Source organism: Pseudomonas sp. PDM24 (assembly GCF_019218905.1).
Lineage (GTDB): Bacteria > Pseudomonadota > Gammaproteobacteria > Pseudomonadales > Pseudomonadaceae > Aquipseudomonas.
Map to the genome: position 1 here is coordinate 1,639,772 of NZ_JAHUWR010000001.1, position 14,763 is coordinate 1,654,534.

General features: G+C 60.2%; 9 protein-coding genes and 1 tRNA gene. 8 read left to right on the forward strand and 2 right to left on the reverse strand.

Annotated elements, in window-relative coordinates:
• Positions 1–70: 70 nt before the first annotated feature.
• Positions 71–1,957 (forward strand): sigma-54-dependent Fis family transcriptional regulator, encoded by a 1,887-nt coding sequence (locus KW837_RS07420; RefSeq protein ID WP_218395064.1) that lies wholly within the window; start codon positions 71–73, stop codon positions 1,955–1,957.
• 112 nt (positions 1,958–2,069) lie between these two features.
• The gene (locus KW837_RS07425; RefSeq protein WP_218395065.1) at positions 2,070–4,070 is read left to right on the forward strand and encodes a U32 family peptidase; all 2,001 of its coding nucleotides are present in this window, start codon (positions 2,070–2,072) and stop codon (positions 4,068–4,070) included.
• Positions 4,071–4,269: 199 nt separating this feature from the next.
• Here the strand turns inward: KW837_RS07425 and KW837_RS07430 are convergent.
• A tRNA-Gln gene (locus tag KW837_RS07430) sits at positions 4,270–4,344 on the reverse strand.
• 152 nt (positions 4,345–4,496) lie between these two features.
• Here KW837_RS07430 and KW837_RS07435 point away from each other — a divergent pair.
• The 3 genes from KW837_RS07435 (at position 4,497) to KW837_RS07445 (ending at position 9,792) form a co-directional block, all read left to right on the forward strand.
• A complete protein-coding gene (locus tag KW837_RS07435; protein ID WP_218395066.1) occupies positions 4,497–5,609 on the forward strand; it encodes a CapA family protein in 1,113 nt (370 codons plus the stop codon).
• 295 nt (positions 5,610–5,904) lie between these two features.
• On the forward strand, positions 5,905–7,644 hold the full coding sequence (locus KW837_RS07440) for a dipeptidase (protein WP_218395067.1): 1,740 nt from the start codon (positions 5,905–5,907) through the stop codon (positions 7,642–7,644).
• A gap of 183 nt (positions 7,645–7,827) precedes the next feature.
• Positions 7,828–9,792 carry a metallophosphoesterase gene (locus tag KW837_RS07445; protein WP_218395172.1) on the forward strand — a complete coding sequence of 655 codons (1,965 nt, stop codon included), beginning with the start codon at positions 7,828–7,830 and terminating at the stop codon, positions 9,790–9,792.
• A gap of 136 nt (positions 9,793–9,928) precedes the next feature.
• Here KW837_RS07445 and KW837_RS07450 read toward each other — a convergent pair whose 3' ends face one another.
• Entirely contained in the window at positions 9,929–11,494 is a 1,566-nt protein-coding gene (locus KW837_RS07450; protein WP_218395068.1) for a carbohydrate porin, read from the reverse strand.
• Between the two features lie 168 nt (positions 11,495–11,662).
• Between KW837_RS07450 and KW837_RS07455 the strand changes: the two genes are divergently transcribed.
• From KW837_RS07455 to KW837_RS07465, 3 genes are read left to right on the forward strand one after another with little or no spacing between them, the layout of a single operon-like run.
• Positions 11,663–12,937, forward strand: coding sequence for an ABC transporter substrate-binding protein (locus tag KW837_RS07455; RefSeq protein WP_218395069.1), 1,275 nt, complete (start codon positions 11,663–11,665; stop codon positions 12,935–12,937).
• A gap of 21 nt (positions 12,938–12,958) precedes the next feature.
• Positions 12,959–13,921 (forward strand): carbohydrate ABC transporter permease, encoded by a 963-nt coding sequence (locus KW837_RS07460; RefSeq protein WP_218395070.1) that lies wholly within the window; start codon positions 12,959–12,961, stop codon positions 13,919–13,921.
• Positions 13,918–14,760 carry a carbohydrate ABC transporter permease gene (locus KW837_RS07465; protein ID WP_218395071.1) on the forward strand — a complete coding sequence of 281 codons (843 nt, stop codon included), beginning with the start codon at positions 13,918–13,920 and terminating at the stop codon, positions 14,758–14,760. Before KW837_RS07460 ends, KW837_RS07465 begins: the two co-directional genes overlap by 4 nt.
• Positions 14,761–14,763: the final 3 nt, after the last annotated feature.

The following is a 14,763-nucleotide window of genomic DNA, read 5'->3' on the forward strand; positions in this document are numbered from 1 at the left end:
GCTTGTCGAGCGTTCCTGAACGGCGCTTAATGGCCGCACAACTAAAAGAACATCGAACCGGAGACCTTAAATGCTTTCCGCCCACTCGAAGGCGCACGTGGATTGCGTCAGCCGTGTTTTGAAGAACGCGGCGCATCTGCCGCAACTGCCTGTGCCGGACTTGATATTGGATTCCTGGCGCCGCTCCATGGAGCAACACCATCTGGACCCCGGCTCATTACAAGGGCCACGGATCCTTTCGCAGAACGTGCTGCAGGAGTGTCAAGAACGCTCCGAACTGTTCCTGCGCATCGCCAGCGAAGAAGTCGCCCGCCTCCATGGTCGCGTGCGCGATGCCGATTACTGCGTATTGCTTACCGATGCCCAGGGCCAGACCATCGACTACCGCGTGGAAAGCACTATCCGAAATGACTGCCGCAAAGCCGGCCTGTACCTGGGCACCTGCTGGTCAGAAGGTGAGGAAGGCACCTGTGGCGTGGCCGCGGTGCTGACCGCACGAACACCGGTCACGGTGCATAAGCGAGATCACTTCCGCGCCGCTTTTATCGGGCTCACCTGCTCTGCTGCTCCCGTCTTCGACCCTCGGGGCGAACTGCTCGGAGTGCTTGATGTGTCGGCGGTACGATCTGCGGACGACCGCCGTTCGCAACACCTGATCCGGCAGATGGTGGTGCAGAGCGCGCGGGAAATAGAACAGGCGTTTTTCATGAGCAGTGCCCAGGGCTACTGGGTGCTGCGGGCTCACAACAGCCCGGGCTACGTCGACAGCCAACCCGATTACCTGCTCGCCTGGGACGATGACGGGCGACTGCAGGCGCTGAACCCTGCGGCGCGGCAGTGGCTGTTGCAAAGCTTTGGTCAACTGCCGGAACACATCGACCAAGTGTTCGATCAACAGTTGTTGCATCGGGCCAGGGACGAATCGCTTTGCCTGTTTCACTGCCAGGGGGGCCGCCACGCCTTGCATGGACGACTCAACGCGCCACGGCGGGTCAAACGCACCCCGGCGCGCCGGGAGCTGTCACCCGCCGAACTCGACCCGCGACTGGAAGAAAGCCTGCGCCTTGCGGTGCGGGTCAAAGACCGCAATCTACCAGTGCTGATCCAGGGGGAAACCGGTTCTGGCAAGGAAGTCTTCGCCCGACAGCTGCACCAGGCCAGCCTGCGCCGTGAGCGACCTTTTATCGCGCTGAACTGCGCAGCGATTCCCGAAAACCTGATCGAAAGTGAGCTGTTTGGTTATGTGGCCGGTGCCTTCACCGGTGCATCGAGTAAAGGCATGCAAGGTCTGCTGGAACAGGCCCACGGCGGCACGCTGTTTCTCGATGAAATCGGTGACATGCCCCTGCCCCTGCAAACCCGCCTGTTACGGGTCTTAGCCGAGGGCGAAGTGGCGCCCCTCGGAGCGTCGCGCAGCAAAGCGATAGACATTCAGGTCGTCTGCGCGAGCCACCGCGATCTGGAAGCGCTGGTGACCTCTGGGGAGTTTCGCGAGGACCTGTACTTTCGCCTCAGAGGTGCGCGATTCCAGTTACCGCCGTTGCGCGAGCGCAGCGATCGGCTGGCCTTGATCAACCGGATACTCGAAGAAGAATCGTCGGCCTGTGGGATAGCGGTGCAACTGGGAAGCGCCGCGCTGGAATGCCTGCTCGGCTATCGCTGGCCGGGAAATGTGCGCGAACTGCGGCACGTGCTGCGTTACGCCTGTGCGGTGTGCGAGACCCACTTGATTCTGTTGAGTGACTTGCCTGAGCAACTGCTCGGCCATCGACTCGATGATCCGGCTTCAGCTGACACCGTGGAACGCTGCGCCAGTCCGGAACGCCAGGCACTCATCGATGCCCTGGTGCGTCATCGCTGGAAACCCATCGCCGCGGCCAAGGCCTTGGGCATCTCACGGGCAACGCTGTATCGACGGGTGCATCAACATCACATCGACATGCCGGGCAGAGGCTAACCACAGCTTCATCCAGCCGCCCCGCTCGTCGCCGGAGGGGCCTATGGGTGCCGATCAAACATTTCGCCGCTACAATGCGCACCTCGACCGTGACAAGCCCGACTAAAAAAATATGTCCCTGCCCAAACATCACCTGGAACTGCTCAGCCCCGCCCGCGATGTGGCCATCGCCCGCGAGGCCATCCTGCATGGCGCCGACGCCGTGTACATCGGGGGCCCGAGCTTCGGTGCCCGCCACAACGCCTGTAACGAGGTGAGCGATATCGCCCAATTGGTGGAATTCGCCCGTCGCTACCACGCCCGGGTGTTCACCACCATCAACACGATCCTGCACGACAACGAGCTGGAGCCGGCCCGCAAGCTGATCCACCAGTTGTATGACGCCGGCGTCGACGCGCTAATCGTCCAGGACCTGGGCGTGATGGAACTGGACATCCCGCCGATCGAGTTGCATGCCAGCACCCAGACCGACATCCGCACCCTGGCGCGGGCGAAGTTCCTCGACCAGGCCGGCTTCTCCCAACTGGTACTGGCCCGCGAGCTGAACCTCCAGGAGATCCGCGCCATCGCCGACGAAACCGATGCGGCGATCGAATTCTTCATCCACGGCGCGCTGTGCGTGGCGTTCTCCGGCCAGTGCAATATTTCCCATGCGCAGACCGGCCGCAGCGCCAACCGAGGCGACTGCTCCCAGGCTTGCCGCCTGCCCTACACCCTCAAGGACGAAAAAGGCGGTGTCATCGCTTACGAAAAACACCTGCTGTCGATGAAGGACAACAACCAGAGCGCCAACATCCGCGCACTGGTGGAAGCCGGCGTGCGCTCGTTCAAGATCGAGGGTCGCTACAAAGACATGGGCTATGTGAAGAACATCACCGCCTGGTATCGCCAGCGCCTGGACGATGTCCTCGAAGACCGCCCGGACCTGGCCCGCGCGTCCAGCGGCCGCACCGCGCACTTTTTCCTGCCCGATCCGGAAAAGACCTTCCACCGTGGCAGCACCGACTACTTCGTCAGCGACCGCAAGATCGACATTGGCGCCTTCGACACACCGACCTTCACCGGCCTGCCAGTGGGCGTGGTGGAGAAAGTCGGCAAGCGCGATCTGCTGGTGGTCACCCACGAACCGCTGTCCAACGGCGACGGCCTCAATGTGCTGGTCAAGCGTGAAGTCGTGGGCTGGCGTACCAACATCGCCGAGCCGAAGGGCGAGTTCGAAGAGGACGGGGAAAAGCGCTACCGCTATCGTGTGGAACCCAATGAGATGCCAAAAGGGTTGCACCAGTTGAGACCGAATCACCCGCTGAGCCGCAACCTCGACCACAACTGGCACCAGGCCCTGCTCAAGACCTCCGCCGAGCGCCGGATCGGTGTTGCCTGGATCGCTCGCCTGCGTGAGGATCGCCTGGAACTGACGGCCACCAGCGAGGAAGGTGTCAGCGTCAGTGTCGCCCTGGACGGTCCATTCGGTCTGGCCAACAAGCCGGAGCAGGCGCTGGAGCAACTGCACGACCTGCTCGGCCAACTGGGCACTACTCAGTACCACGCCACGGCGATCGAGCTGGATGCACCGCAGGCGTATTTCATTCCCAACTCGCAGCTCAAGGCCTTGCGCCGCGAAGTCATCGAAGCGCTGACCGCGGCCCGCATCAAAGCCCACCCTCGTGGTGGTCGCAAGGCCGAGACCGAGCCGCCACCGGTGTACCCGGAGTCGCACCTGTCGTTCCTGGCCAACGTCTACAACCAGAAAGCCCGCGACTTCTATCACCGTCACGGCGTCAAGCTGATCGACGCGGCCTATGAGGCTCACGAGGAGACCGGCGAGGTGCCGGTGATGATCACCAAGCACTGCCTGCGTTTCTCCTTCAACCTCTGCCCCAAGCAGGCCAAGGGCGTCACCGGCGTGCGCACCAAGGTCGCGCCGATGCAACTGGTGCATGGCGATGAGGTGCTGACGCTGAAGTTCGACTGCAAGCCTTGCGAGATGCACGTGATCGGCAAGATGAAGGGGCACATCCTTGACCTGCCGCAACCGGGCAGCGTGGTCCAGCAGGTCGTCGGCCACATCAGCCCTGAAGAGCTGCTCAAGACAATCCCTCGCGCGCCCCACTGAGTGACTGGCGAGCGCGCCGCTACGGCGCCGCGCTCGCTGCACTCGCAAGACGGCTGAACGTCAAAGACGTCACCTAGAGGGATTTACAGGCATAAAAAAACGCCAGGCCGGATCGGCGTTGGCGTTTTCTGTATGACGACTCTCCAGGACTCCCGCACTGCCTGTCGGCTGGGCCATACTTGGATGAGTATCAGGAAAATGGCAGGGGCGGCTGGATTCGAACCAACGCATGGCAGGATCAAAACCTGCTGCCTTACCGCTTGGCGACGCCCCTGTATCTGTAGCGAGTGCCCTTGCGCGACAAGCCCTGTAAGGGCCGCTGCAAGAACGGGCGGCAATTTATCAACTTTCTCCTCGTCTGGGAAGGCCAACACAAAAATATATTTGTTTTAAAACAGATGCTTACTCTTGATGCTGGAGGGTGCCATGGCGGCTGTTACCGATACTCTGAAGCTGTCTCTCGCCGGCGATGTCATGACCGCCCGTGGCATCGACGCAGTACTGCCACATCCTGGCGATCCGCAGCTTTACGAAGACTACGTCAAGAATGCCGGCGTTTACGTCCGGCTGGCAGAAAGACTCAATGGCCCGATTCCCCTCCCCGTCGATTTCACCTATGTCTGGGGCGCTGCATTGGATGAGTTTGAACGTCGCCAGCCACACGCACGCATCATCAATCTGGAAACAGCGGTGTCGCGCCGCGGACGACCGGCGCCAAAAGGCATCAATTACCGCATGAGCCCGGAGAATTTCCCGGCCATCAGCGCAGCCGGCATCGACTGCTGCGTGCTGGCCAACAACCATGTGCTGGACTGGGGAGCTGCCGGCCTGGCCGATACGCTGGATACCTTGTCGAGCAACGGCGTGTGCAGTGCCGGCGCCGGGCACGACCGGCAATTTGCCGAAGCGCCCGCCGTGCTGCCGCAGCCTGGCGGGCGGCGCTTGCTGGTGTTTGGCCTCGGCGCACCAGACAGTGGCATACCCTCGGACTGGGCCGCCACGGACAGGCGCGCAGGTGTCGCGCGCCTGGAAGATCTTTCGATGCACAGCCTGCGCCCTGTGGCCGAACGGATTCTCCAGGGCAAAAAACCGCGGGACCTGGTGGTCGCCTCCATTCACTGGGGCGGCAACTGGGGGTTCGATATCCCGCGCGAGCAGGTCCGGTTCGCCCATGCCTTGATCGACGAAGCCGGAGTTGACCTGGTGCACGGGCATTCCTCACACCACATCAAGGGCATCGAGGTATACCGCGAACGCCTGATTCTCTATGGCTGCGGTGACCTGCTGAACGACTACGAAGGCATCGAGGGCCACACAGACTTTCGCGGCGACCTGGGGCTTCTGTACTTTGCCTCGCTGGACCCGAACGGTCACCTGCAGTCGCTGGATCTGGTCCCCACTCACCTGCGTGGCTTTCGCATCTGTCGCGCCGAAGGGGATGACCGTCAATGGCTGCACGACACCCTTTCTCGCGAGTGCGCACGCTTGGGCAGCAGCATCCAGCCGGGCGCGACAAATGCCTTCGAGTTGCGTTGGTAGAACCGTCTGAACACATGAAAACCTAGGCAACCTTCCCGCAATGCTTTTCGTAGGAGCCAGGCTTGCCGGCGAAAGCACTCTTAAGGATGCCTTCGCCGGCAAGCCTGGCTCCTACAAAAAGCGCTTTGCTCACTTCCCGGTTTTTTTTCGTTTCTGCGTCGCTTTTGCATTTTTGTGCGACAGATCCCCCTCCGTGGACTCCCGTACCACTCCCTTGTGGTGTTAGTTTGGAAAAGTTTCTGACTCATCGACCAGATATTTCTTACAACCTGCCTGCAAAGGAATGCCCCCAACAATGGATTTCTCACTCAAGCACCTGGCCGCGACAACCCTGATGCTGGCCAGCCTTTCGTCGTTCACCACGTCAGCGCACGCCAACATCACCCCGCAACAGAGCGCGACCATCCTCAAGACCTTCAGTGACACATCGGTAACCGATTTCAGGCAATTCCTGGGACGCCTGGCCAAGAGCGACCTTGCCCATACCAGCGATCTCGGCCCGGCAATCAGTGCCTTTCAGGGCAACAAACCGCTTACCGCGGAACAACAGAACGAGATTCATCGCCTGCTTGGCCTCTATGCACGGGTGAAATACGGCAACGCGGCCACCGAGACCCTGCGCGAGCTGGTGGCAATCCCAACCTTCCGGGTGGACGGCGTTGCTCAGCACGACAATCCCGAATTCATCAAGATCGCCGACAAGCTCAAGGGCCTCGCCCAAGCGTTCAACCTGAATTTTCGCAACATCGACAACCGCGTCTATGAAATCTCCCTCGCAGGCGATGGCGACGAAGTCGTAGGCATTCACGCACATGCCGATGTGGTGCCCGTAACGCCGGAGAACTGGGTCCTGAAAGACGGCACCCGACTCGATCCGTTCAAGGTCACTCTGGTCGGCGACCGCCTGTATGGCCGCGGCACCGAGGATGACAAGAACGGTATCGTGGTGGCGCTCTACGCCATGAAGATCATCAAGGAAGAGAAGCTGCCGCTGGCGAGGAATTTCAAGCTGCTGGTAGACACCACCGAAGAAACCACCGGCGACGCCATCCCCTATTACTTCGAACACAACCCGACGCCCAACTACAACCTGGCGCTGGATGGCGGCTATCCGGTGGTGATTGCCGAGAAAGGCTACGGCACCGTCATGGCCAGCTTTGCCCGGCGTAAGGCAGAAGGCAAAGGCGCCGAAATCACTGCAATGACGGGCGGCCTGGCAACCAACCAGATTCCATCGACGTCGGTCGCCACCCTGGTGACCGCCAAGCCCGCCGAATTGGCCGCCAGCCTGCAGAAGGCAGGTAGCGATTATGCCAAGCGCAATGGCGGCAACTTCGAGGTGAGCGCCAAGGTCGTCGGCATGGACGTCAAACTGACGGTCACTGGCGTTTCCGCCCATTCCTCCGAGCCCGAGTCAGGCGTCAACCCGGTGGCAAGAATGCTGGACTTCATCAACAGCCTCGACGGGAAGGTCGCGCTCAAGCACAACCACATCACCGACGCCGCCCGCTACGCCGCCGACAACTGGGGACTGGACTACCTGGGTGGCAAATTGGGGGTCGGATTTTCCGATGACTTCATGGGGCCGCTGACCGCATCCCTGACCTACGTCGGGATGGATGAAAAAGCCTTCAAGCTCGCGGTCAACCTGCGGGTGCCCAAGGGCAAATCCCCGGAAGTGCTCAAGACCGAAATCGCCGACAAGCTTGCCGTCTGGAGCAAGAAGACCCACATTGCGGCGGCCTTTGACTACTCGATCGCGGAGCCGATGCACCGCAACCCGGAGGGTGAATGGGTCAAGGCCCTGCTGGCCGTGGCCAGCGAAAACCTCGGCATGGAACACAAATTCGGCACCTCTGCCGGCGCCACTTCGGTCCATGAGTTGCCTAATGGCGTGCAGTTCGGCCTGGCCAGGCCCGAGGTCAAGTACACCGGCCACAACGACAACGAGTTCAAGACTGTCGACCAGTTCCTGCTGGACCTGCAGATCGTGACCGAAATGTTCGGGCGCATCGGGCAGATGCCAAAACTCTGATCCCTCCTTTCGGACCCGCTACTCTGGCGGGTCCATTTTTATGCGACTGAGGCTGGATGGCCTTCCATGCCTGGTCGACAGGATCCATCGGCAACCATCGCCTAACTGACCTATTCTGAATCGACCGACAAAAGATCACCCTTTTGAGGTACCTGAACTCGTTACAGCAATGGAGGCTGGATGATGAAGGAGCATTCGATTGAGTTTCGCGCTGGAGAGGCGCACACGCCGCACACTTCGCCCCTCGCCATGACCCGTTCCACCCAATCTCCCACGCTCAATAGCCGCATCGAGCTTTACACCCAGGAGGCGATGGTCAACTGGTTAGGCCCGTTGCAGCTGATGCGCACGGGCTTGCAAACGGCTGTCGCCACCACGATGGGAGCCTTCGCAGACCCGCGCGAAGTGCTGGCGATGCTCAACCCCCGGGACTCTAACCCGCCTATCCAGGTGGTTGCCGACGGTGACGTGTGGGTCGATTATCTGGCCGATACCGGCGATGGCTGGGACTCTACCTACTCGATGGCGCTGTGTGTCAGCCATTCTGCCGAGTTGCCGGAACACCAGCTCTCACTGCCGCGCGGCGACGTGCTGCTGCTCGGCGGCGATCAGGTCTATCCCACACCGGCCGGCAACGGGTATCGCACCCGTTTCCTTGATCCCTTCCGCGCTGCATTTCCCGCGCCGGTACCCAAGGAGCGCCCTGGTGACCAGGCTCAGCCCGTACGGCAGCCGGGTGCGCCGTGGATATTGGCGACGCCCGGCAACCACGATTGGTATGACGGTCTGCGCGGTTTCTCCCAACTGTTTTGCGAGCAGAAGCCCATCGGCGCCTGGGAAACCCGCCAGCGCACCGGTTACTACGTGCTGCAGTTGCCCAACGGCTGGTGGATCTGGGGTCTGGATCTGCAGTTTGAATCCATGATCGACCGCCAGCAGAAGCAATACTTCCAGCAGATGCACGCCAAATTGCAGCCAGGCGATCGCGTGATCCTCTGCACACCCGAGCCGAGTTGGGTGGATGAGGCCGAACGGCTGGCACGGGAGGACAGCAAGGCCTTGCCCTCGATCGAAACCCAGACGCCGCGCTTTCGCAGCCTGCGCGAGATCGAGGAACTCTTGGGTGACCACCTCGCGGTAGTGTTGGCCGGAGACTCACACCACTACGCGCGCTACCAGCCACAAGCGGGCACCCAGGCGCCGCAGCGCATCACCTGCGGAGGCGGTGGCGCCTTCTTGAATGCCACCCATCACCTTCCCGATCCGCCCAAGCCGATCAACGTTGGTGGAACCCGTCAGCACTACGAACTGGCGGCGGTCTACCCGGCCAAAAAGACCTCCGAGCAACTGCGTAATCGGGCATGGCGGCTACCTACCCGCAATTTCTCGTTCTGCGCCATGCTGGCCATCTTGTACCTGCTGTTCGACTGGATGGTACAAAGCGCCAGCACGGTGCCCCACCTGGCACGAGGCAATCGCAGCCTGATGGACGTGTTGTCTGACCTCCAAGCGTCTATTCCCAACATCAGTGAAGTCTGGCGACATCTGCTCCTGGTCTTGTCACACAGTCCTTCGTCGGTGATGTTCGCCGTGATCATTGTGCTGGGTTGCGCCGTGTTCTCAGCCGCCGGGGTCAAGCGCACCCGAAAGCTCGCCTATGCCATTGGCGCTGTTCACGGGGTCCTTCATCTGGGACTGGCGATCGGACTGCTGTGGCTGATGGGCCGTGTCAACATCCACTACCTGCAGTTGGAGGTTGAAAACCTGCACCAGGTTGTGTTGTTCCTGGCGGAAACGCTGGTGCTCGGCGGCAGTTTGGGAGGCCTGTTGTTCGGTGCCTGGATGGTGATGGGCAACACCTTCTGGGGGCTACATAGCGAGGCGGTTTTTTCCTCGCAGTGCATCGCCGACCATAAATGTTTCCTGCGCATGCACTTCAAAGGCGACCAACTGACCATTTACCCACTCAAGTTGGAGAAGGTCTGCCGGCGCTGGTCCCTGGGATCGGGAGTCGCCAAACTGGCGAAGGTGCAGCGCACCTGGAGGTTGCGGGCAACGCCTGAAAGCACTGGCCCGCGATTCGTGCCAGCCTCGGGTGCGCTCGAACTGGAACTGATCGAGCCGCCCATCGTGATTCAACGTAAGTAAACCGCTTTTCGTAGGAGCCAGCGGTGCGGCGATCCGACTTGCCGGCGAAGGCGCACTCAAGGACGCTTTCGCCGGCAAGTCGGATCGCCGCACCGCTGGCTCCTACAGGTTCGGCCTGTCGCAGAGGAAGCAGATATCAGAACCAGGTTTCCATCTGTATGCCGTACTGCCATACACCGCCGGCGTTGAAGTCCGACTTGCCGAAGTTGTCTGTGGAACTGTATCCGTCCAGATCCGAAGACCAGTTCATCAGGCTTGCGAATACTCGCAATTCGGGGCGTGTGAGCAGGTCTCCAACGTCAGGTTTGAATGTCGGGGCAATCGTGAATTTCCAGAAGTTACCGTCGACCGCATTACGTTGCAGGTAGCCCTTGGGGTCGAGGTCCATGGTTTGCCAGCTCATCTCGTAGGCCATCTCGAAATTGCTGTTGATTTCATTGGCCAACCGCACGTTCAACGTCATCCAGCGGTAGTCGTCACCCTTGACGTATCTGTCCTTGCTTTGTTCGGCCAGCAAACTGGGGCCGATGCGCCAGCCCGGCGCAATGGGTGTCTCGCCGTAAAGCGCCAGACGCAGAGCCCGGGCGTCGTCGATCAGTTCGCCATCCGAACCGATGTTCTTGACCTCTGCCCCCAGACCTTGCCCGTAGAGCAGCGCTGTTTTAAAGAAGCCTTCGCGGCCGAAAAAGTTTTTCTGATGATTGGCCAGCATGCTGTGCAAGCCGGAATCCGCAGGCGTCAGGCCCGCTTCATTGGTGCGAGTGGCAAAGTCGTTTTTCTTTGAGCCAATGCCATTGAACATCCACTGCCACTGACCATTATCGAAGAACTGGTTGGAGGTCAGGATGTAGCTTTCCACATCGGCATTGACACCGCCCTCACTGAAATCCCCATAGTTACGCCCCATCAAGGAATAATTCGAGCGCCAGTCCTTGTTCATCTGCACATCGTAGATACCACCCCCGGTGCCGGCCAGAAAGACCACGTCCGAGTCCAGCCAGTGGATATCGAAGTTGTCTCTGTCGAATCGTTTGCCAGCCCACAGGGTGGAGTTCTCGAACACTGAATTGCCCTTGAAGGCGGCGAGATGATCGAGCTCGGTAAACACCTGACGCACGTTCAGATTGCTCTCGTCGGCGGTCCAGTCGTTGGAGCTTTCCACACCGTCGGCGATGGACACCGTGAATTTGGAACGGGTACCGTTTTGCGCATAGATTTCTTTCGAGAGATCTATGCGCATGTAGGTGTCGTCTTCGTTACCGAGTCGCCCGACGGCACCACCGACTGAACCGGCAGGCGTTGTATAAGGGCCGCCACGACCACCACCCAGCCCATCGTTGATCAGCAATCCGGAGCGGGCGTAGCCCTTGAAGCTGAAACCGTCAGTCAGGTGTCCGCTACTGTCTTGCTTTTCCATGCTTTGCTGACGGGCTTCGAGTTTTGCCAGTCGAGTGTCCAAAGTAGGCGCCGCAGTGGCGGCTGCAGTGGACGCCGCCGGCTGCAAGGCGGGAGTCGCCAGTTTGATCTGCTGCAATTCCCTGGCGAGTGCCTGGGTTTGCTGCTCGGCTGCGGCGGCGCGTTTTTCCGCAGCGGCGGCACGCGCTTCAAACGCGGCCATTCGTTGTTCCAGAGTCGCGGCCTGAGTGGTCGCCGCCGAGGTGCCGAGTACGCCTGCGAGTAGCCAGCTTGATGCTTTCTGCATGGGGGATTTCCTGTTTTGTTTTTATTTTTCTGTCCTGCGACCGGCCTTTTTTTCGTGAATTGTTAATTGTCAAAATCCACCAAAAAAAGGATGCCTCATCGCAAATACACTGCTACATTTGGCGATGTTAACGTTAACTTTTCTAAAAACAAAAATAAAGAGGGCTTTATGAAACACCTCAAATCTCTTCTTCCAGCAGCACTGCTTACCCTCTGCGCCGGGCTTCCATCCCTCTCGAGCGCAGCCGATTTGACGATCTCGTGTGGGGCGGTAGGTGCGGAGTTACAACTCTGCAAAGAGGCTGTCCAGGCGTGGTCGAAACAGACCGGCAACAACGTCGAGGTGGTTTCCACGCCTAACTCGGCCACCGAGCGATTGTCGTTCTACCAACAGATCCTCAGTGCGCAGTCCAGCGACATCGACATCATTCAAATCGATATGGTGTGGCCGGGGATGTTGGCCAAACATTTGCTGGATCTGCGCGAGGTGCTTCCTGCCAACGCGACCCAAGGCTATTTCCAGGCACAGGTGGATAACGCCACGGTGAACGGACGGCTGGTGACGATGCCGTGGTTCACCGACTCGGGCCTGCTGTATTACCGCAAGGACTTGCTGGAGAAGTACAACCAGCAGGTTCCCCGGACCTGGGAGGAAATGACCGCTACCGCCAGAACTATTCAACAGGCTGAACGCACCGCCGGGAACCCCAATGCCTGGGGTTACATTTTTCAGGGGCGCGCCTACGAGGGCCTGACGTGTAATGCGCTGGAGTGGATCAGCAGCCAACCGGAAGGCGGACTGGTCAATTCACGAGGCGATATCGTGGTCAACAGTCAGGCTTCAAGAACGGCGTTGACCCTGGCGAAAAGCTGGGTAGGCGACATCTCCCCGCGTGGCGTGCTCAATTACACCGAGGAAGAAGGCCGGGGCGTATTCCAGTCGGGCAATGCGCTGTTCATGCGTAACTGGCCGTATGTCTGGGCCCTGGTCCAGGGTCAGGACAGTGCCGTAAAAGACAAGGTCGGGGTCGCTCCCCTGCCCCGCGGTGGCGAGGCCGGCAGCCATGCATCCACCCTCGGTGGCTGGGGCCTGGCGGTATCGCGTTACAGCGCCCACCCAAAACTGGCCGCCGAACTGGTGAGCTACCTGACCAGTGCCCAAGAGCAAAAACGTCGTGCCCTGATAGGCGCCTATAACCCGGTTATCGAGTCGCTGTATCAAGACCCCGAACTGCTCGCGGCCATGCCTTATTACGCTCAGCTGCACAGCATTCTCAACGATGGGGTCATGCGCCCCGCCTCCATCACCGCCGATCGCTATCCACGGGTCTCCAATGCGTTCTTCGATCGAGTGCATGGCGTGCTGGCGGGCGAGTTGCCTGTCGATCAGGCGTTGGCGGAACTGGAAAGCGAACTCACGCGCATCAAACGCCGGAACTGGTAAGCCACAAGGAAGGAAATCACCATGTCTGTCTCTTCTACCCATGTCCCCTGTGATGAGCTGCTGCTCACCAGGGAAACGCCCGTACAACGTCGCCGAGTGCGCGCCGCCTGGCTGTTTCTGACGCCGATGCTGCTGTGTCTGGCCCTGGTGGCCGCCTGGCCGCTACTGCGCACATTCTGGTTCAGCCTGACCGACGCCAACCTGGCGGACACCGGTGGCGGAACCTTCATAGGCTTTGGCAATTATCTGTTCCACAACGGTTCCAGCTGGTCGGGCATTCTGGTCGACCCGCAATGGTGGAACGCGGTGCGCAACACCTTGTATTTCACCGTGGTGTCGGTGGGACTGGAAGTCGTACTGGGGCTGCTGGTGGCGTTGCTGCTGAACATCAAGTTCACCGGACGTGCTCTGGTGCGTGCGTTGATTCTGATTCCCTGGGCGATTCCGACCATTGTCTCGGCGAAGATCTGGTCATGGATGCTTAACGACCAGTTCGGCATCATCAATCACCTGATGCTCAGCCTCGGCCTGATTGACGCTCCTCTGGCCTGGACGGCCGATGCGGATCTGTCGATGTGGGCGGTGATCATCGTCGACGTCTGGAAGACCGTGCCTTTTGTCACGCTGCTGATGCTGGCCGCGTTGCAGATGTTACCGAGCGATTGCTACGAAGCTGCCAGGGTCGATGGCATTCATCCGCTGAAGGTGTTCTGGCGTGTCACGCTGCCCCTGCTGATGCCCGCACTGCTGGTGGCGGCGATCTTCCGCATCCTCGACTCGCTGCGGGTGTTCGACGTGATCTATGTGCTGACCTCGAACTCGTCAAGCACCATGAGCATGTCGGTGTATGCCCGCCAGCATCTCGTGGAATTCCAGGACGTCGGTTACGGCAGCGCGGCCTCGACGCTGCTGTTTCTGGTGGTTGCGGTCATCGCCCTGCTTTATCTCTACCTCGGACGCCGTCAACTGGAGGTCCGGTCATGAACCTGCGCCTACTGAAAAAATCGCTGTTGCGTCTCGGATTCTGGTGTCTGATCGGGGTGTTGCTGCTGTATGCGGTCTTCCCTTTCTACTACGCCATCGTGACGTCGCTGAAGCCGTCCAGCGCCTTGTTCGAGGTGAGCTACTGGATCGACAACCCCGACTTCTCCAATTACGCGGCGGTGCTCAATCAAGCCTCATTCCTGAGGGCGATCGGCAACTCGCTGGTGGTTGCGCTGTGCGTGGTGACCCTGGCGCTGTTCCTCAGCCTGACCGCCGCCTATGCCTTGGGCCGGGTGAAGTTTCGGGGGCGTGGCACGGTCTTGATGATGGTCCTTGGCGTGTCGATGTTTCCTCAGGTCGCGGTGCTGTCGGGGCTGTTCGAAGTGATCCGCGCCCTGGGCCTGTACAACACCTCCTGGGCGTTGATCCTGAGCTATACGATTTTCACCCTGCCCTTCACCGTCTGGGTGCTGACCACGTTCATGGGGCAACTGCCCCATGAACTGGAAGAAGCGGCAATCATGGATGGCGCCTCACCCTGGGTCACGCTGACCCGCGTGCTGTTGCCGCTGCTCTGGCCTGCACTGGTCACCACTGGCTTATTGGCTTTCATCGCCGCGTGGAACGAGTTCCTGTTTGCCCTGACCTTCACCCTCACCGACACCCAACGCACGGTGCCGGTCGCCATCGCCTTGATTTCCGGCGGCAGCCCCCATGAGTTGCCTTGGGGGTTGTTGATGGCCGCCTCGGTGGTGGTCACCGTCCCACTGGTGATTCTGGTGCTGATCTTCCAGCGCGGAATCGTTTCCGGTCTCACTGCCGGCGCGTTAAAGGGTTGATGC